This window comes from Paenibacillus sp. FSL W8-0919 (assembly GCF_038003785.1).
In the GTDB taxonomy this organism is placed as follows: domain Bacteria; phylum Bacillota; class Bacilli; order Paenibacillales; family Paenibacillaceae; genus Paenibacillus_AQ; species Paenibacillus_AQ lactis.
Genome location: NZ_JBBOPV010000001.1, coordinates 385,186 through 401,568 on the forward strand (window position 1 = coordinate 385,186; position 16,383 = coordinate 401,568).

Genomic DNA, 16,383 nt, shown 5'->3' on the forward strand with positions numbered 1-16,383 from the left:
ACTCCTTTTTTCCTGTTGTTATCGATTACTGAGCCAAAATCCGCTCCGTTTCTTTCTTGAACGTGTCCAACGTGGACGGGATATCCTTACTGTCGTACATGATCGCTTCGATCGCCGAGAAAAACTCATGCATAATTTCAGGCCATGCTACATCCTTGTTCGTATCGACGGCAAACTCCAGCTGATCGTAAGCAACCTTGCGGTTCGGCTCCTTCGCCCACAGCTCCTGCATCTTTTCCGATTCCACCATCTGCTTCGTAAACGGCAAATACCCTGATTGCAAAATAAACTCGAGTCCGCCTTCCTCCTCCATCTCCATCCAGCGGATAAACTCCCACGCGGCGTCCTTATTCTTGGAGGAAGACAGCATCGTGACATTCGCCCCTCCCGTCGGATTGGCATGCACTTCATCCTTCGGCAGGAAAGCCGTCACATAATCGAAATCCACCGTGCTGGCCAGACCGCCGATCGAGCCTGTGGATTGAAAGATCATCCCGACCTTGCCCTCCACGAACATGCTGTTCACAATATTCCCGGAATCCTGGGCCGGCGGATAATAAAGCGCGCCTGTGCTCTGCAGGTCCTTCAGGTAAGAGAACACCTTCTCTCCAGCTCCGTTATCGGCAAAGCCGACCGAAGTATTATCTTCATTGAAGAAGGTCCCGCCGGCCTGCGAAATCATCGCGATCGGGTACCAGGTGTCATAAGGCATGCTGACCCCATACCGCTTAAACTCGTTTCCTTCCTTTACAACAAGCGCGTTCGCGACCTCCTTCATCTCCTCCCATGTTGCCGGAACGGAGAGCCCAAGCTCATCAAGCAATGTCTTATTCACATGCAAAATCGGAGTGGACCGATTCAGAGGCAGCGAGACAAGCTTGTCGTTGAAGTACGAGTGGCCCATCAGCCCCGGCGTAAAGTCATCGGCGCTGATCCCGGACTGCTCCAGATACGGGGTCAGATCCTCCAAAACCTCAGCATCGGCAAACATCTGCACGTAAGCCCGCTCCAGCATGCTCACGTCCGGGCCCGTGCCCGACGCAATGGCCTGCTGCAGCTTGGTTACCGTCTCGTCATAGCCTCCCTGGAAGGTGCCGACAACCTCAATATCTTCATGCGATTCATTGAAGCGTTGGATGAGCGCATCCATATACTCCCCGTTCTTGCCGCCCAGCGAATGCCAAAATTGAACGGTCGTAACTCCTTCGCCGCGTGTCGGGGATTCCGCAGCGCCGTTTCCCGGGCTCTCGCCGGTACTGCCGCTACCACCGGTATTGCCGGTATTCGCCGTGCCCCCTCCCCCGCCGCACGCAGCCAGCAAACTGAACAGCACCATGATGGACAACAGCGTAAACCACTTGGATTTCATTTTTTCATTCCTCCATTATGTTTCGATAATTGCATGTAGTTTCCTGTCAGATTTAAGAGATTGTTCAAAAAGTCGCCTTTTGATTTACGAAGTGTTTTATTTAATTCCTGAATACACGAACGCCTTCACGATATGCTTCGAGCAGAATAGATACACCAGCAGGATCGGTACGACCAGCATCACGTTGCCGGCCATGATGATATGCCAGTTGCTGATGCCCTCGGTTTCCCGCAGCATCGCGATCCCGAGCGTCAAAGGCCGAACCGCGGCCGAATCGGTCATGACGAGCGGCCAGAAATAATCGTTCCAATGACTGACGAAGCTGAACAGCGCAATGGTTGCGAGTGCGGGCCCCGACATCGGGATCATGATTTTCCGCATAATGTTGAACTCGCTGGCATTATCCAGCCGGGCCGCCTCGATGATTTCCTCCGGAATCTGCATGAAATACTGCCGCAGCAGGAAAATGCCGAAGGCATTCGAGACGAACGGGATGATTTGCGGCAGCAGCGTCTTCACAAGCCCCCATTCCGCCATCATGAGGTAGACGGGAATGAATGTGACCTGGCCGGGAATCATGAACGCCAGCAGAATCATGCCGAACAGGACCGTTTTCCCCGGGAATTTATACTTGGCGAACGCATAAGCCGCCGGGATCATGACAAGGAATTGCAAAATAATGATGGAGCCTGTCACGACGACGGAGTTTTTGAAATACGTCAGAAACGGCCCGGCATTCATCGCCTCGACGAAGTTGCCCCACTGCGGCGAAGCAGGGATCCATGTCGGGGGAAACGCCATCGTCTCGCGAAGCGTCTGCAGCGACGTGGAGATCATCCACAGAAACGGAAAAATGAACAGGATCAGTACGGCGGCCTTCAGCACGATGCTCAGTGCTTGCCCGATGCTCTTCCATTCCAGGGTCTTCAAGCTCTTCCTCCTTTCTGCCTTAACGCGGCGGGGATTATTGATAATGGACCTTCTTGGCCAGCAGCCGGAAATAAACGAAGGTAAGAAGCCCGATAACGGCCATCAGCAGCACGCCCGTGGCAGACGCATACCCGATATTGGTCGTACGGAAGCCGTAGATGTAGTACACCAGTGTCGTAGTGGCATTGTTGGGCCCCCCGCCCGTCATGACCTGAACGGTATCGAACACCTTGAACGAGCCGATGGTCATAATAATCAGGATGAAGAACAGCTGCGGCGAAATCATGGGCAGCGTGATTTTGTAGAACACCTTGAACTTGCTTGCGTTATCCAGCGCAGCCGCTTCATAGATGCTGGGCGATATGCTTTGAAGAGCCGCCACGATAATGAGCGTATAGTAGCCGATGGCCTGCCATACGGACACGATGATGATCGACATCAGGGCGGTCTTGGAGCTTTGCAGCCAATCCGAAGGCGGGAGCCCGACCAGTTTGAGGACATAATTGAGCAGTCCTTGATTCGGCTCCATCAGCCACAGCCACACGAGCGAGATCGAAACGATCGAGACCACATGGGGCGTAAAAATTCCGGCCTGCACGATGGAATTGAATCGTCCTTTCTTGTTCAGCCATACGGCGAACAGCAGCGACAGCAGCATGGTCAGCACCACGACGCCGGCGGTGTAGATCGTGGTATTCCACAGCGCCTTATAGAAATCGCCCCGCCCCAGGATCTGCGTGAAATTATCCAATCCGACGAATCGGCTCTTGTCTTTGTTGAGCAGATTGTATTTGAAGAGGCTCAAATAAATCAGGTAGCCCACCGGATACATGACGAACAGGAAGATGCCCGCCATCGCCGGCGCGATGAGAACGTATGGACGAAATCCTTCCCAAATCCGCTTCTTATCCATGACTTTGCCCCCGCAGCCGCTCCAGGAAATCCAGGTAGCGCGCGTCCCGCTCCTCAATGCGGTTGCCATCCGCCCCGAAGAAGAACAGCTTATCGGCCGGCACGCCAAGGTATACCTCCTGATCGACATGGAATATATCGTCCGGGCACTTCACCATAAAGGACCGCCCATCCCCCGTCTTCACCTGGTAGATCGTCTCGGAGCCAAGCATTTCGCGCGTGGCAATCTCCCCTTTGGCAGAAAAATGGAACGATCCCGGCTCGGCGGCAAGGACGGCATTCTCCGGACGGAAGCCGAATGTGCTCCGGTCTTCGCCGAGCGGAGCGATATTCATCGGCGGCACGCCGATGAACTGGGCGGCGAACAGATTGCTCGGCTTCCGGTACACCACTTCCGGCGGCGCTTCCTGCTGAATGACTCCCTTATTCATCAGCACGATCGTATCGGCCATAGACATCGCTTCTACCTGATCATGCGTCACATAGACAAAGGTGGTGCCCAGCTTCTTGTGCAGCTCGATCAGCTCGATGCGCATCTGCACTCTCAGCTTCGCATCCAGATTCGACAGCGGTTCGTCCATAAGAAAGACGGACGGATTCTTTACCATCGCCCGTGCAAGCGCGACCCGCTGGCGCTGTCCCCCGGACAGCGTGGAAGGCTTTCGGTCCAGGTAATCGGCGAGGCCGACCGTTTCTCCGATCGTCTCGACAAGCCGGGTCCGTTCCGCCTTCGGTACCTTGTTATTGACCAGCCCGAACTCAATGTTCTCCCGGACCGACATCGTCGGGTAAATGGCATAATTCTGGAACACCATCGCCACTCCGCGTTTGCCTGGAGCAATGCGCGTCACGTCCTTGCCATCGATGAGCACGGTTCCGGAGGTTTGCGGATCAATCCCTGCAATCATGCGCAGCAGCGTGGTCTTTCCGCAGCCGGACGGGCCGACGAGGACGGTGAACGTGCCGTCTTCGATTTTGAGATCCAGATCCTGTATGACGGGCTGACGGTCGAAGTATTTGCTTACCTTCACGAATTCAATGGATGCCAAATGCGATCCCCCTCACCTGTGTAATAATCTGATCATGCTGTACAGCGTAATGAACAAAGCATCATGCATGAAATCCCTTTCAATCCCTGCTTATTTGTACGCATAAAATGAGCAGATAATGATCATTTTTGTTCATTTTTATTCAAATTGATTGTAGATCCGCTTTATTAGGAGAGTGTTAGCTTGGGGTTCGGTTTGTGTAAATTCGCGCGGCTCCTGCAGTTTTAACATTGGCTTAACGTTAGAAGGGTACAATGAGAGGGGACTAAAACGGTGAGCATAAAAGAGCAATAATGCGCATTGTATATAAAAATGCCGTGAGCCTATGCTCGATTCAGGAAGGGAGATATGATTGGTTGCTGGCACATGAAAGAAAGCGAAGAATCATTGATTATGTAAGGCAATATCGAACGGCTACGGTCGCCCAGCTTGCGCAGGAATTCGGCGTTCATACCGCAACCATCCGCCGGGACCTGGCGGAGATTGAACAGGAAGGCGCCCTGAAGCGCACTCATGGCGGGGTCATCATGGAGCAGTGGACGCGGAACGAGCCGTCCTTTAATGAACGTGCCCACGTTCACCGTGAGGAGAAAATCCGAATTGGCCAGCTGGCGGCCTCCCTTGTCGAAGACGGGGAGAATATCATTATCGATTCAGGTACAACAACGCTGCATATTGCTACCCATTTGATTCATCGGTCCGACATTACCGTTATAACCAACGATATGAACGTAGCCGTTGAGCTGCGGGATGCTCCCGGCATTAAGGTCATTCTGACCGGCGGGGAGCTGTACCCCTCCAGCTATATGCTGAACGGCATGTTTACCGATCACGTGCTTGGTTCGCTGCATGTGGAAAAGGCCTTCATCGGAACGCCTGCCTTGCACCCGCAGCATGGGCTGATGCACCCGGAAGCGCTGCTTGTTCCTGCCAAACAGGGCATGATCCGCGCCGCAGGCGAAATCGTCGTTGTTACCGACCATTCCAAGATCGGAAAGCTGTCTCTGCATACCGTAGCCCCAAACAGCGCAATTCACACCCTCGTCACGGGAACCGAAGCGTCCGATGCCGATATTCGGCCGTTCCAGGAACGGGGCATCACGGTGTACCGGGCGTAAGGGGATTAGACTTAAGGCAACGGCCTATCTTGACTGCTCGATGAAAATACAAGAAGGGACCCTGCGGGAGGCCCCTTCTTGTTTCATTATTGTCGCATGGAACGTCCCGAAATGTGTTATGTATGAATCGTTCCTCCCATCGAAGATGGAACGCTAGGGAGTCCTAACGCTTTCGCTTTTCATCACAATCCATAAAAAAAGACTGTCCCGCAGTAGAGAAATCTACTTAAGGACAGTTCATTATTCATTCACATTAGAGAATCCTTGATAATCGAAGGAAATGCTTATGGGAGAAGCTTCCACACTTCGGCAGATCCCGGAGTCTCACCAAGCGTCCACCATCTTGCTTCATAGTTCTTCCCGTTGTACGAAACCTTGTCGCCGCCCAGATACACGGTGCTTGCGCTCCAAGCAGGGTAGGTCGCGGAGCTGCCGGATGTCGACACCGAGAGCGGTGCAGATGCCGCGGATTTGCTACCGTTGCTGCTGACAGCGACCACGGTGTACGTGTAGGACGTTCCAGCCGTCAGGCCCGTATCATTATAAGAGGTTGTTGCGGATGTACCCACAAGTGTTCCATTACGATAAACCTCGTAGCTGGAAGCTCCAGTGGAAGCTGTCCAAGCCAGGGAAACGCTGCTGCTCGTTTGGGATGGAGAGGTCAGACCTGTCGGAGCTGGTACGCTCGGATTCGGGTTACCGTTACCGCCGCCAAAGTCGACATCGATGACGTTGTAGAATGCATTCGCCGTATCAGCTACTTCCCATACAGCCAGAATGACGTGATATCCGGATTTTGCCGGAACGTTACAGGTTGATGTGTAATCGGTTGGCGGTTTTACGCCTCCGTAGTTAATCGAGCAGAACGGCGTCAGGTCGAAGGAAGCTCTGCTCAGTGGAGCATTTTGATCCCAGCCGTCCTTCGTAATGTAGTACTTCCAGCTTGCCGACGCATGCGGAGCTGTCAAATGCCATTTGAACGTCGTCGTTCCTGGGGAAATGCTGACTTTGCTCCAGCGTGTAGCGGACTGCTCGTCAAGCTTAGGGAATGCGCCGCCTGCACTTGCAATCTTGCCGTCGGCAGGACCTGCTGCCGGCCAGCCTTTAGGAGCTTCCAAGCTCTGCGGCTCGTAAACGATCGCGCCGCAATCGGAGTTAACCCCTTGCTTACACAGAAGCGCGCGGCTCGCCGGGGATTCAACATATCCGTGGGCAAACGCCTTATCCGCAAATAAAACCATGAATAAAGCCATCAACAGCATCGTGGAGCCTGCAATGATTACATGCTTGAGCCAAGATTTGTTCGGCAAACTTAATGTCATACAATGTTCCTCCTTTTAATTGTAAAATTCAAACAACTGCCGCAAGCGATTGTCGTTTACCTCTTCCTTGGCACCCCTCCTTTGTCCGTAGCTCCGAGCCCAGAGCCGTCACCTAAGTTCTGTCAAGCTTGGAAGAATCATTATAATGTCCAAGCTTTACCATCCCTATCATCATTTTAATGGATCTGCTTCCGGTATCCCATAATAGAAAACAACGATTTTTTACACAATCCAATGGGAATTGGATAATATTGTATCCCACATTAGACAAACTTAGCTCGTCCACGACAACAGCTGACAGGTTAGCAAGCAAGTGCGCGCGATCCCGGCTTCCGTTTTTCACGGTATAAATCAAAAAAAGAACTGCCCATAGTAGAAAAATCTACTTATGAAACAGTTCTCTTGTACGCTTGCCGTGCCGAAAGCGAGCCGGCCGTCTTCAGGAGATCACTCAACGCCATCCTTGAAGTTCTTCTCGTACCGCTTATCCCCTTTGTGCTCCAGGTCTTCGATCGTCATCTCCAGCGTGTGCACGATCAGCTCCTTCACCTGGTTAAGGGTATCAAAATAGACACTCTCTTCGGAGCCGACGATCCGTACCCCGCTGAGCGCTTGAACCGCTTGGTACCTTCGGTGCTCTTCAGCCAGATCGTCCACGGCCTGAAGCGTATGCTTCATTTGAAGAAACAGGTCTTTATGGTGCTTGCTCTCCAGGCGTTTCTCGAGTTCCTCGATTCGGGCATTCATCGTCTTCTCTCCTTCACCGTATAATGATTTGGATCCAATCCCCGTATACGCTGCTCCCTGCCATTAATTTCTTTATGCGGATCCGGGATTGTTCGATCCGGGAAACAGGAAATTGACCAGCGTTTAGCGAAAGATCTTATTGTTAACATTATACACCGTTACACCCACTAACAATCATGTCAATGATTAAACACACATGGAGGTAGCAATGGAAAAAAACGGACTCGGAGGAAAGAGCATTATTCTCAGACTGGAAATGAACACGCAGGACATCAAATTCGGCCAGGTTGCATCCGCAATTTTCGAAGCCGGGGGAGATATGGTGGCCATCGACGTCATCCAGTCCAGCGGCCATATCACCGTCCGCGATATTACGATTACGGTTACTGACAGCGTCGACATCGGCAAGATCACGCATACCGTCAAAAATTTGAAGGGCGTTAAACTCGTCAACGTATCCGACCGCACGTTCCTTATGCATCTCGGCGGCAAGATCGAGACACAGCCCAAAGTTCCAATCCAGAACCGCGATGATCTCTCCCGAGTCTATACGCCAGATGTCGCCCGTGTCTGCGCAGCCATACAGGAAGACCCCAAGAAGGCCTATACCCTGACAATCAAAAGAAACACGGTCGCCGTCATTTCCGATGGAAGCGCTGTATTGGGACTCGGCAATATCGGTCCTTATGCAGCGATGCCGGTCATGGAAGGCAAGTCCATGCTGTTCAAGCAGCTGGCGGGCGTGGATTCGTTCCCGATCTGTCTGGACACCCAGGATACCGAGGAGATCATCTCCTGCATCAAAGCATTGGCACCTGCCTTCGGGGGCATCAATCTGGAGGACATTTCGTCTCCGCGCTGTTTTGAAATCGAGCAGCGGCTGCGGGATGAGCTCGATATCCCCGTGTTCCATGACGATCAGCACGGCACAGCCGTCGTATTATATGCGGCGCTCATCAATGCCTTGAAAATCGTCGGAAAATCGATTGATCAGATCAAGGTGGTCGTCTGCGGAATCGGTGCCGCCGGGGTCGCTTGCAGTAAAATTCTCCTCTCGGCCGGAGTCAAAAATCTCATCGGCGTCGACCGCGAAGGGGCATTAGTTGCCGGTGGCAATTACAACAATTCGATGTGGCAGTGGTATGCGGAGCATACGAATCCGGACAAGGTGCAAGGCTCGCTGCAGGAAGTCATTCGCGGTGCCGACGTGTTCATCGGATTGTCTGCAGGCGGCCTGCTCCGCCGCGAGGACGTACTGGCGATGGCCGACGACCCGATCGTCTTCGCCATGGCCAATCCAACGCCGGAGATCCGGCCCGAAGAGGTGGAAGACATCGTTGGCGTCATCGCTACCGGACGCTCGGATTATCCGAACCAAATCAACAACGTGCTCTGCTTTCCGGGAATTTTCCGCGCGGCGCTCGACTGCAGAGCGACCACGATTAACGAGGAAATGAAGCTTGCAGCAGCGGAGGCTATCGCGTCGGCTGTACCGGATGATGAACGGAACCCTTCCTACATTATTCCGAGCGTATTCAATCAAAACGTCGTAAAGGCTATCCGTGAGCTTGTTGTAAAGGCTGCGATCAAAACCGGCGTAGCACGGAGAATTCCGCGTGAATAAAGGGGCGCTGATCCGGAAGTTCAACAAGCAAGCCGCCATGTACGAAAGAAACTCCAGGCAGCGTTATATCGGGAGATGGCGGCAGCGGCTGCTTCAGGACGTCTCAGGACAAGTGCTTGAGGTCGCCGTCGGCGCCGGTGCGAACCTTCCGTTCTATCAGCGGGACAAGGTCGAGTTGACCGCGGTCGACTTCTCGACGGAAATGCTGAGCCGCGCGCGGCAATTTGCGGTGGAGCTTGGCATTCAGGCGGCTTTTCTTGAGCATGATATCGAGACGCTGGAGCTTCCGGAGCGGTCTTTTGACTGCGTGGTGTCCACGCTGTCGCTATGCGGCTACGAGGATCCCTTGGAAGCATTGCGCCGAATGAACCGCTGGGCCAAACCCGGCGGCCGCGTCTATCTGCTGGAGCATGGGGTCAGCGCCAACCGGCTTATCGGCCTCGCCCAGCATCTGGCCAATCCTGCAGCCCGGCGGATATCCGGCTGTCACTTCAACCGCGATATCCTTCGCATCGTGAAGGACTCACCGCTGAAGGTGCTTCGATCCGAACGCTATTGGAACGGCATCGTCCACTTGATCTGGGCGCAAGCAACCTAATGGCGTACTGATCATTCAGGCGCTTGATTGAGCACAACATCTAAGCCTTCCTAACGAATCATCATTCTGGCGGCTCTATCTGCATATGAGTCTGTGTATGAGACAGTAAATTCTTAAATCGGGGGGATCGTTATGAATACAAGACCGGATCCAACAGAATATTTGCCTTTGGCTGAGAAGTACATCAGCCTGGTGCCTGACGGAAACATAGTGGATGTGCTGCACGAGCTGCATGACGATACATTAAAGACGCTGAGCGATCTAACGGAGGAGCAAGCAGAGTACCGGTATGCCGAGGGAAAATGGAGCTTGAAGCAGGTGATGGGCCACATCGCGGATGGGGAGCGTCTATGGAGTTATCGTCTGCTTCATATAGCCCGCGGGGACGCCCGGGAATTTTCCGGCTATGACCGGGAGGCATTCGTTCAAAACTCACCCTTTGCCAGCCTGCCGCTGAAGGAAGTGCTGCGTGATTACTCCGCGGTCAGGATGTCGACCTTAACGCTCGTGGGAAGTCTGACGGAGAAAGGGATGCTTGCGCAAGGCAGCTTTAACAACTACCCCCTCTCCGCCCGAGCCGCCGCTTATATCATTGCCGGTCACGAAATTCACCATATGAATTTGATTCGCGATAAATATTTAAGGTCATGAATGAAAAAGGGCATCGGCACTGGAATCGCCAACGTTCCGGTGCCGGATGCCCTTTTTCATATAAATGTCGAGATCATCCTGATAGGTCTTCCGCCTATCGAAGTCCGATCCCAAGATGTTCTCTTAATGTGCGCCCCGAATATTCCGTACGGAATATTTCCCTTCGCTGCAGCAAAGGCACCACCGAATCCACGAATCGCTCAAGCCCGCTTGGCAATAAAGGCGCCATAACATTAAAGCCGTCGCAGGCTCCGCTCCTGAACCAGTCCTCGATCATATCCGCGATCTGTTCAGGACTTCCAGTTACGGTCATATGACCTCGTGCCACTGCATAATGCCGTCCCAGCTCCTGAATGGTCATTCCGCTACGCTTAGCCGACTCTATAATCATGACTGCCCGGCTGCTGTTTCCTTCCTTAGGAAGGTCGGGTAATGGCCCATCGGCCGGGTACCCGCTCAGATCGGTATTCAATAGCTGTGACAGATATTTAACCGCAGCCTCTGGCAAAATAAGTTCACTCCACATCTGCCTGGATTCCCAGGCTTCCTCTTCGTTCTCCCCAATGAATACGAGCAGACCCGGCATCACTTTTACGTCATCCGGTTCACGCCCATACTCGGTCAGCAGGCTTTTAAACCGTTGATAGTACCTGATGGCTTCCGCCTTATCCTCGCAAGCCGTAAACACAACATCCGCCGTTTGCGCAGCCAGCCGTTGTCCTGCGGCTGAGGTGCCTGCTTCGATAATGACGGGTTTGCCTTGCGGCGACCTTGGCATGTTCAACGGTCCTTCGATACGAAAATATTCTCCTTGGTGATGAACTCGGTGGATTTTGTCCGTATCGGCGGCAAATACGACTCCTTCCCGATCCTCCACTACAGCATCTTCTTCCCAGCTGTCCCACAGTCCGGTAACCGCCCGCATAAATTCTTCCGCCCGTTTATACCGCTTCCCATGCTCCATCAGTACAGTTGATCCGAAATTCCTCGCTTCCGCATCCTTTGTGGAGGTGACAACATTCCAAGCCGCCCTCCCACCGCTAATATGGTCCAGTGTTGAGAGCCTTCTGGCCAAGCTATAGGGCTCGCTGAAGGTGGTTGAAGCGGTCCCCGCCAGGCCGATATGTGAGGTCACGCCCGCCAAAGCGCTGAGCATTGTTAAGGCTTCAGGTTGAAGAAAGCTGACATTTGTTCTTAAATCCTCTATTAGTGGAATCGAGTTGTTGTCCGCAAGGAATATCATATCGAATTTTCCGCGCTCAGCGGCAAGAGCGCAATCTTTGTAAAAGGCTAAATCGATCGGCCGGACTTTTGACGACTCCGGATGACGCCATGCCGCGATATGATGACCGTAATTCATCAGAAAAGCACCGAGGCTCAATCGTCTCTCATCTTGGCTCATTGTTATTCCTCCAAAAGTTCTGACACTGGGGCCTTACGCACTTCTATATAGAAGATCTATCATTGTTTTGCGAACTTGACCTCACAACACTCGTAACAAAGTCGGTGACTTGGTCTTCATCAGCTATGCGGGACTGGACGTGTGCCCTCCATAAGTCGGCATCGCGCAGAAGCGCAACGCTTCCTACTTCCCGGTACCATGTCTCAACCTCATCTCGCCGAATCGTAAAGCTCTGATCTTCAAAAGTGAATATCAGCTCCTCGAGGTTATCGATCAACGCAAAATTCGCCGTTGAATTATACATGAAAAATGCATTCAGCTTATCAGGGGCAAGCTCCCCTGCTCTTGCCTGATACAGAATCTCGGCCGTCAGCCGGTCAGGGTACATTTGAATGGTTCTTCCGATGCTGCGAAAAGGCAGGGATGCGTTCAGATTGGCGAAGTTCACCGCATTCCCCATATACTTGTTCAAATACGGTATCGATTGACGGATGTCATGCGTTAACGGATCGTTTTGCTCGGCCTCGTATCGAACCGCCTGCGCATTCGCCCTGGGCTTGATGAAGCCTTCCAGCGCGATCAGGCCGCTGATGCCGATAATCAACAGTACAACGATCCATACATTTTTTCTGCTCATGCTTCCTTCACCTCATGTTTGTCGGTTAATCTGGAGGCCCGATGAACCAGCATCGGGACGATCACCGATGTCAAGGGAAGGGCGAGCTGCATTGCGATGACATACAGCGAATAGGGTCCATCCACCTTGAGGGGGCGGCCAAACCAGATATCACTGCCGAATTGCAAAATAAACGTATACGCGGAGACGACAATCATGAATATCCCCCAGATCGCCCACGCCGTCTTGGGCCAGTGCGACCGTCCGGCCGAATGGACGACAGCCGTTTGCGTGTCATCTCGTTTTAGATGCGAGGACACGATCAAATACATGATGCCAACGATGGCGACCAAGCACAGCAGCAGGGAATGAATCATCACCCCGCTAGGCAAAATGCGTGCAGGCAGAGTCAGTATCCATGCCAGCAGAATATAGATCAGGGCACTTTGCAGAAGCTCATAACGATATCGGGTAACATACATCCTTGGGTTGTCATCGAGCAGGTCATCGATTCCCTCGATACCATCGATCGCTAAACGGATTGCCGCTTGACGGTCCATTCCATGAGCCATTTCATCGGCAACCCTCGCCTCCAGATTACTAAGAATCTCCTGTTGCAGCTCCAGCGTCTCCCTTGTCTTCCGATGATTCGCAAATAACCGATTAACGTAAACCTCCAGTTCATGTTCATTCGACATTGTCATTCAGCTCCTCTCCATATCCGATCAAGTCATCGATAACGATCCGCGCAGCCTTCCATTCACTCCTGTTTCGCAAAAACCGCTCACGCCCTTGCGGTGTAAGATGATAATACTTACGTCGTCCTCCTTGGGTCTCCTCCCCCCAATACGAACGAATGAGCTCCTGCTTCTCTAGCCTTCGCAGACTGGAGTACAACGTTGGCTCCTTAAGCTCGAATCGTTGGCCGCTTCGCCTTGCGATTTCTTTAATGATTTGATATCCGTAGTTGTCTCCGTCCATGAGCACACGAAGAATAAACGTATCGATGTTTCCCCGTATCAAATCGCTGTTATGTAATGATTCAAGCAACGTTTCCGAACCTCCTCTGACGGATGGAATGGGAACAATATAACACACACTACTATGCGTGTCAAAGTAATATCAAAGATATAATAATAATTACGGTTCATGCTTTCGCTGAATACCGAGACAGAAAAAAGAGGCCTGCCGCCGTCCTGTTAGACGCCCTTGTGGCAGACCCTTCGATTCTCTTGTTAACATGCTGTCTTCCTCTTCCATAATGCCGTTGCTGGTCAATCCCAATTCCATACCTCGATGCGGCCCAGCCGGAATTCGCGAAACTCTGGACGCTCTTTAAGCCGCTGCAGTTCCTTCACCGGTCCCGTGACCGTTGCCCCGTACACCTGAACCCCGTTTTTCTGAATATAGGCAAGCCGCTGTTTATCCTCATCCTCCCCGTAATACGAAACATTGTCGATCATCCATTCGATGTCCGACTTCATAAGCTCCACATGCTCAGACATGTTATGTTGATCTTCTTCCGGCTTAAAATAAATCTGCCACATGGACAGGCTGTTATCCTCCCTAAAGCCGTATCTGGGCTTTAGCGACAAATGCGAAACATAGTAATCCTTGCTGTCGCCCAGCGAATAACCAACCTCAAACTCTTTAAGCTCCCCTGCATATACCGGCATCCCCGTTATGGCAAGATCATAATCCGCAAGAAGCTTGAGCAGCTCCTCCGGCGGCATTAATGTTTTCGTTGAGAATGACAGCTGCGCAACATGACCTTCTCCGATCTGATCCAGGAGTTTAAGATCGCTTTCCGTCTTCGGGTTTGCCTCCATCGTCTCCTCAAACATAACGGAATAGGGGAGGATAAATGCAGGCCGGTCATCCTGATTAAGATAGGGACTTGTTCTCTCGACCGAATAGGTCAGCTTGCCGGAGATGCTTAGTTTCGCGTGAACCTCTCCGGTGATCACCTGCCATTTCCCCACATCCCGATACAGTTTTAGTGTTGCTTTCTGGGCAAGGAACGGGGTAACCTCAGTAGATGGATGGCCCGACTTCTCCACCCGAAGGCCATCCTCGTGAAGCTCGACAACCGATATGACAGACCGGATAAACTTCCCATTCCTCTCCGATGTATTAAAGTAGATGTGAATTACTGAAATATAAATGCTATAAAGCAATAACAACAGGATAGCTGCGCCAAGCACGTTCGTCAGAAACTTCACCCTTGTCCGCCAAATCATGCGGTTACGCCGATCCTCGAACCGTTTTCCGGGCTCTTCCTGCCCTTTCTCGTCAACAAAGAGCACCTGCTCTTCCCCGTCGGTTCCCCTATGATCGCTCATAAAACACCAGACCTCCCTCCTTCTACTCATATAGACAACGGGAGTATTCGCTTAATGTTACGAAAAAACATAAAAAAAAACGCTACGGCTGCAGCTTCCCGCTGCAAACCGTAACGAATTAATCCTGTATTTATATCAAATGAGTACATCCGTTCATGGCGAACCGGGCTTTCCATCCCAGCACTCTACATCTTCCAATCCCTTGATGCTCGCTTTGGTAAAGACCGGATCCAGCCCTTCCCGCCGCTGCTTCAAGTAATCCTTTAAGGCGGCAAAAGCCACCTTGGAAAGCAGCGTTATCGCAATCAGATTCACAATAGCCATCAGCCCCATGAACAAATCGGCAAGGTCCCATACCAGCTTGACGCTGGTGACGGAGCCAAAGATCACCATGGCCAGCACACAGGCACGATAGAGCCATATCCAGGCCCGATTCGATTTCAAAAATTCGATATTGGTTTCGCCATAATAATAATTGCCCAGAAGCGTGCTGAACGCAAACAGGAAAATCATGATCGCCAGAAAATCCGACGCCCATGCCCCCATCTCCATACCGAGCGCCGCCTGCGTCAGTGCAACGCCATCCAGTCCGGTCTGTTTGTATGCGCCGGTAAACAAAATGATGAATGCCGTGCTTGTGCAGATAACGAGCGTGTCGATCAGCACGCCAAGTGATTGCACGAGCCCCTGCTTCGCAGGATGGCTCGTCGTTGCGGTTGCGGCAGCGTTCGGGGCGCTTCCCATCCCCGCTTCATTGGAGAACAGTCCCCTTTTGATGCCGTTCATTAGGGCAGCCCCGAGGGTGCCGCCGGCAATTTGCTCATAACCGAACGCGCCTTTCACAATCAGCGTGAGCACCTCCGGCAGCTTCGTAATGTTGGCCAGAATGATATACAGCGCGGCACCGACATACAGAACAGCCAGCACGACAACGATCAGCTCCGACATTTTCGCAATTCTCTTCACACCGCCAAAAATAATAACGGCGAAGATGGCAGCCATCACAAGGCCCACCGTTAAACGGCTCGAGCCGAATGAATTTTCAAAGGCGATCGTGATCGTATTCGACTGAACGGCATTAAACACCAGTCCGAAGGATAATGTGATCAGCACGGCAAACAATGCGCCCATCCAGCGCTTCTTCAGGCCTTGCTGAATGTAGTACGCCGGACCACCGCGGAAGCCCCCTGCGCCGTCCCTTACCTTATAAATCTGCGCCAAAGTGCTTTCAATAAAGCTTGATGCCGATCCGATAATGGCAATGACCCACATCCAGAACACGGCGCCCGGCCCTCCAAGCGATATCGCGATCGCTACCCCCGTAATATTTCCGGTTCCGACCCGCGCCGCCATACTGATGGCAAATGCTTGGAAGGGAGAGATGCTGCCTTTGGCTTTCGGTTTGGATTCCCGGATCACCCGGAACATTTCACCCAGCAGACGGAACTGCAAAAACTTGGTGCCGAACGTGAAATACAGCCCTCCGGCAATAAGCAGTACAATGAGCAGCTTGGACCATAGAAAATCATTGATGATATCCACCGCATGTTGAATAAACAGCTCCATAATTCCCCCCGTTTTATATGAGATAAACACCTATGGTGCAGTATTTGTGAAAATTAGTCCAAAGATCATCTAACCATTTTTACCCTGCGGGTGACAAGGAACAGATTGTGGAAATTGATCGGCCCTTGTTGGACCGG

Annotated in this window: 16 protein-coding genes; 4 read left to right on the forward strand and 12 right to left on the reverse strand. The window is 52.2% G+C overall.

Going from position 1 to position 16,383, the window contains the following annotated elements:
• Positions 1 to 25: 25 nt before the first annotated feature.
• From NST44_RS01595 to NST44_RS01610, 4 genes are all read right to left on the reverse strand, one after another.
• Positions 26 to 1,369, reverse strand: a complete 1,344-nt coding sequence (locus tag NST44_RS01595) for an ABC transporter substrate-binding protein (RefSeq protein ID WP_340897475.1) — start codon at positions 1,367 to 1,369, stop codon at positions 26 to 28.
• 96 nt (positions 1,370 to 1,465) lie between these two features.
• Entirely contained in the window at positions 1,466 to 2,206 is a 741-nt protein-coding gene (locus tag NST44_RS01600) for a carbohydrate ABC transporter permease (protein ID WP_232239462.1), read from the reverse strand.
• A gap of 127 nt (positions 2,207 to 2,333) precedes the next feature.
• Positions 2,334 to 3,212 carry a carbohydrate ABC transporter permease gene (locus NST44_RS01605; protein ID WP_007132470.1) on the reverse strand — a complete coding sequence of 293 codons (879 nt, stop codon included), beginning with the start codon at positions 3,210 to 3,212 and terminating at the stop codon, positions 2,334 to 2,336.
• Positions 3,205 to 4,260: an ABC transporter ATP-binding protein gene (locus NST44_RS01610; RefSeq protein WP_028407394.1), complete on the reverse strand. Its 1,056-nt coding sequence runs from the start codon at positions 4,258 to 4,260 to the stop codon at positions 3,205 to 3,207. The genes NST44_RS01605 and NST44_RS01610 overlap by 8 nt, the downstream gene beginning before the upstream one ends.
• A gap of 356 nt (positions 4,261 to 4,616) precedes the next feature.
• Here NST44_RS01610 and NST44_RS01615 point away from each other — a divergent pair, with 356 nt between their 5' ends.
• On the forward strand, positions 4,617 to 5,378 hold the full coding sequence (locus NST44_RS01615; RefSeq protein ID WP_340897478.1) for a DeoR/GlpR family DNA-binding transcription regulator: 762 nt from the start codon (positions 4,617 to 4,619) through the stop codon (positions 5,376 to 5,378).
• Between the two features lie 284 nt (positions 5,379 to 5,662).
• Here the strand turns inward: NST44_RS01615 and NST44_RS01620 are convergent, their stop codons facing one another.
• Both NST44_RS01620 and NST44_RS01625 read right to left on the reverse strand, forming a co-directional pair.
• Positions 5,663 to 6,700, reverse strand: coding sequence for a lytic polysaccharide monooxygenase (locus NST44_RS01620; protein ID WP_007132473.1), 1,038 nt, complete (start codon positions 6,698 to 6,700; stop codon positions 5,663 to 5,665).
• Positions 6,701 to 7,147: 447 nt separating this feature from the next.
• Positions 7,148 to 7,447 carry a hypothetical protein gene (locus tag NST44_RS01625; RefSeq protein ID WP_007132474.1) on the reverse strand — a complete coding sequence of 100 codons (300 nt, stop codon included), beginning with the start codon at positions 7,445 to 7,447 and terminating at the stop codon, positions 7,148 to 7,150.
• Positions 7,448 to 7,655: 208 nt separating this feature from the next.
• Between NST44_RS01625 and NST44_RS01630 the strand changes: the two genes are divergently transcribed.
• The 3 genes from NST44_RS01630 to NST44_RS01640 all read left to right on the forward strand — a co-directional run bounded on the left by NST44_RS01630 (position 7,656) and on the right by NST44_RS01640 (position 10,320).
• Positions 7,656 to 9,071, forward strand: a complete 1,416-nt coding sequence (locus tag NST44_RS01630; RefSeq protein ID WP_007132475.1) for an NAD-dependent malic enzyme — start codon at positions 7,656 to 7,658, stop codon at positions 9,069 to 9,071.
• On the forward strand, positions 9,064 to 9,669 hold the full coding sequence (locus tag NST44_RS01635; protein WP_340897480.1) for a class I SAM-dependent methyltransferase: 606 nt from the start codon (positions 9,064 to 9,066) through the stop codon (positions 9,667 to 9,669). The genes NST44_RS01630 and NST44_RS01635 overlap by 8 nt, the downstream gene beginning before the upstream one ends.
• A 132-nt stretch (positions 9,670 to 9,801) precedes the next feature.
• A complete protein-coding gene (locus tag NST44_RS01640; protein ID WP_340897482.1) occupies positions 9,802 to 10,320 on the forward strand; it encodes a DinB family protein in 519 nt (172 codons plus the stop codon).
• A gap of 94 nt (positions 10,321 to 10,414) precedes the next feature.
• On the opposite strand, the gene NST44_RS01645 is transcribed toward NST44_RS01640, so the two are convergent.
• From NST44_RS01645 to NST44_RS01670, 6 genes are all read right to left on the reverse strand, one after another.
• Positions 10,415 to 11,722 (reverse strand): LLM class flavin-dependent oxidoreductase, encoded by a 1,308-nt coding sequence (locus NST44_RS01645; RefSeq protein WP_340897483.1) that lies wholly within the window; start codon positions 11,720 to 11,722, stop codon positions 10,415 to 10,417.
• 43 nt (positions 11,723 to 11,765) lie between these two features.
• Positions 11,766 to 12,359 (reverse strand): DUF4825 domain-containing protein, encoded by a 594-nt coding sequence (locus tag NST44_RS01650; protein WP_340897486.1) that lies wholly within the window; start codon positions 12,357 to 12,359, stop codon positions 11,766 to 11,768.
• Positions 12,356 to 13,036 carry a permease prefix domain 1-containing protein gene (locus NST44_RS01655; protein ID WP_340897488.1) on the reverse strand — a complete coding sequence of 227 codons (681 nt, stop codon included), beginning with the start codon at positions 13,034 to 13,036 and terminating at the stop codon, positions 12,356 to 12,358. Before NST44_RS01655 ends, NST44_RS01650 begins: the two co-directional genes overlap by 4 nt.
• Positions 13,026 to 13,388 carry a PadR family transcriptional regulator gene (locus NST44_RS01660; RefSeq protein WP_007132481.1) on the reverse strand — a complete coding sequence of 121 codons (363 nt, stop codon included), beginning with the start codon at positions 13,386 to 13,388 and terminating at the stop codon, positions 13,026 to 13,028. The genes NST44_RS01655 and NST44_RS01660 overlap by 11 nt, the downstream gene beginning before the upstream one ends.
• Before the next feature lie 224 nt (positions 13,389 to 13,612).
• On the reverse strand, positions 13,613 to 14,680 hold the full coding sequence (locus tag NST44_RS01665) for an anti sigma factor C-terminal domain-containing protein (RefSeq protein WP_340897491.1): 1,068 nt from the start codon (positions 14,678 to 14,680) through the stop codon (positions 13,613 to 13,615).
• 153 nt (positions 14,681 to 14,833) lie between these two features.
• Positions 14,834 to 16,246: an alanine/glycine:cation symporter family protein gene (locus NST44_RS01670; protein ID WP_340897492.1), complete on the reverse strand. Its 1,413-nt coding sequence runs from the start codon at positions 16,244 to 16,246 to the stop codon at positions 14,834 to 14,836.
• Positions 16,247 to 16,383: the final 137 nt, after the last annotated feature.

What these genes read in the sequence shown, in the direction of transcription:
- NST44_RS01625 (WP_007132474.1), bottom strand. Translation starts at nt 7,447, where the DNA reads ATGAATGCCCGAATCGAGGAACTCGAGAAACGCCTGGAGAGCAAGCAC.
- NST44_RS01640 (WP_340897482.1), top strand. Translation starts at nt 9,802, where the DNA reads ATGAATACAAGACCGGATCCAACAGAATATTTGCCTTTGGCTGAGAAG.
- NST44_RS01665 (WP_340897491.1), bottom strand. Translation starts at nt 14,680, where the DNA reads ATGAGCGATCATAGGGGAACCGACGGGGAAGAGCAGGTGCTCTTTGTT.
- NST44_RS01670 (WP_340897492.1), bottom strand. Translation starts at nt 16,246, where the DNA reads ATGGAGCTGTTTATTCAACATGCGGTGGATATCATCAATGATTTTCTA.
- NST44_RS01655 (WP_340897488.1), bottom strand. Translation starts at nt 13,036, where the DNA reads ATGTCGAATGAACATGAACTGGAGGTTTACGTTAATCGGTTATTTGCG.
- NST44_RS01600 (WP_232239462.1), bottom strand. Translation starts at nt 2,206, where the DNA reads ATGATCTCCACGTCGCTGCAGACGCTTCGCGAGACGATGGCGTTTCCC.
- NST44_RS01630 (WP_007132475.1), top strand. Translation starts at nt 7,656, where the DNA reads ATGGAAAAAAACGGACTCGGAGGAAAGAGCATTATTCTCAGACTGGAA.
- NST44_RS01605 (WP_007132470.1), bottom strand. Translation starts at nt 3,212, where the DNA reads ATGGATAAGAAGCGGATTTGGGAAGGATTTCGTCCATACGTTCTCATC.
- NST44_RS01645 (WP_340897483.1), bottom strand. Translation starts at nt 11,722, where the DNA reads ATGAGCCAAGATGAGAGACGATTGAGCCTCGGTGCTTTTCTGATGAAT.
- NST44_RS01620 (WP_007132473.1), bottom strand. Translation starts at nt 6,700, where the DNA reads ATGACATTAAGTTTGCCGAACAAATCTTGGCTCAAGCATGTAATCATT.
- NST44_RS01595 (WP_340897475.1), bottom strand. Translation starts at nt 1,369, where the DNA reads ATGAAATCCAAGTGGTTTACGCTGTTGTCCATCATGGTGCTGTTCAGT.
- NST44_RS01650 (WP_340897486.1), bottom strand. Translation starts at nt 12,359, where the DNA reads ATGAGCAGAAAAAATGTATGGATCGTTGTACTGTTGATTATCGGCATC.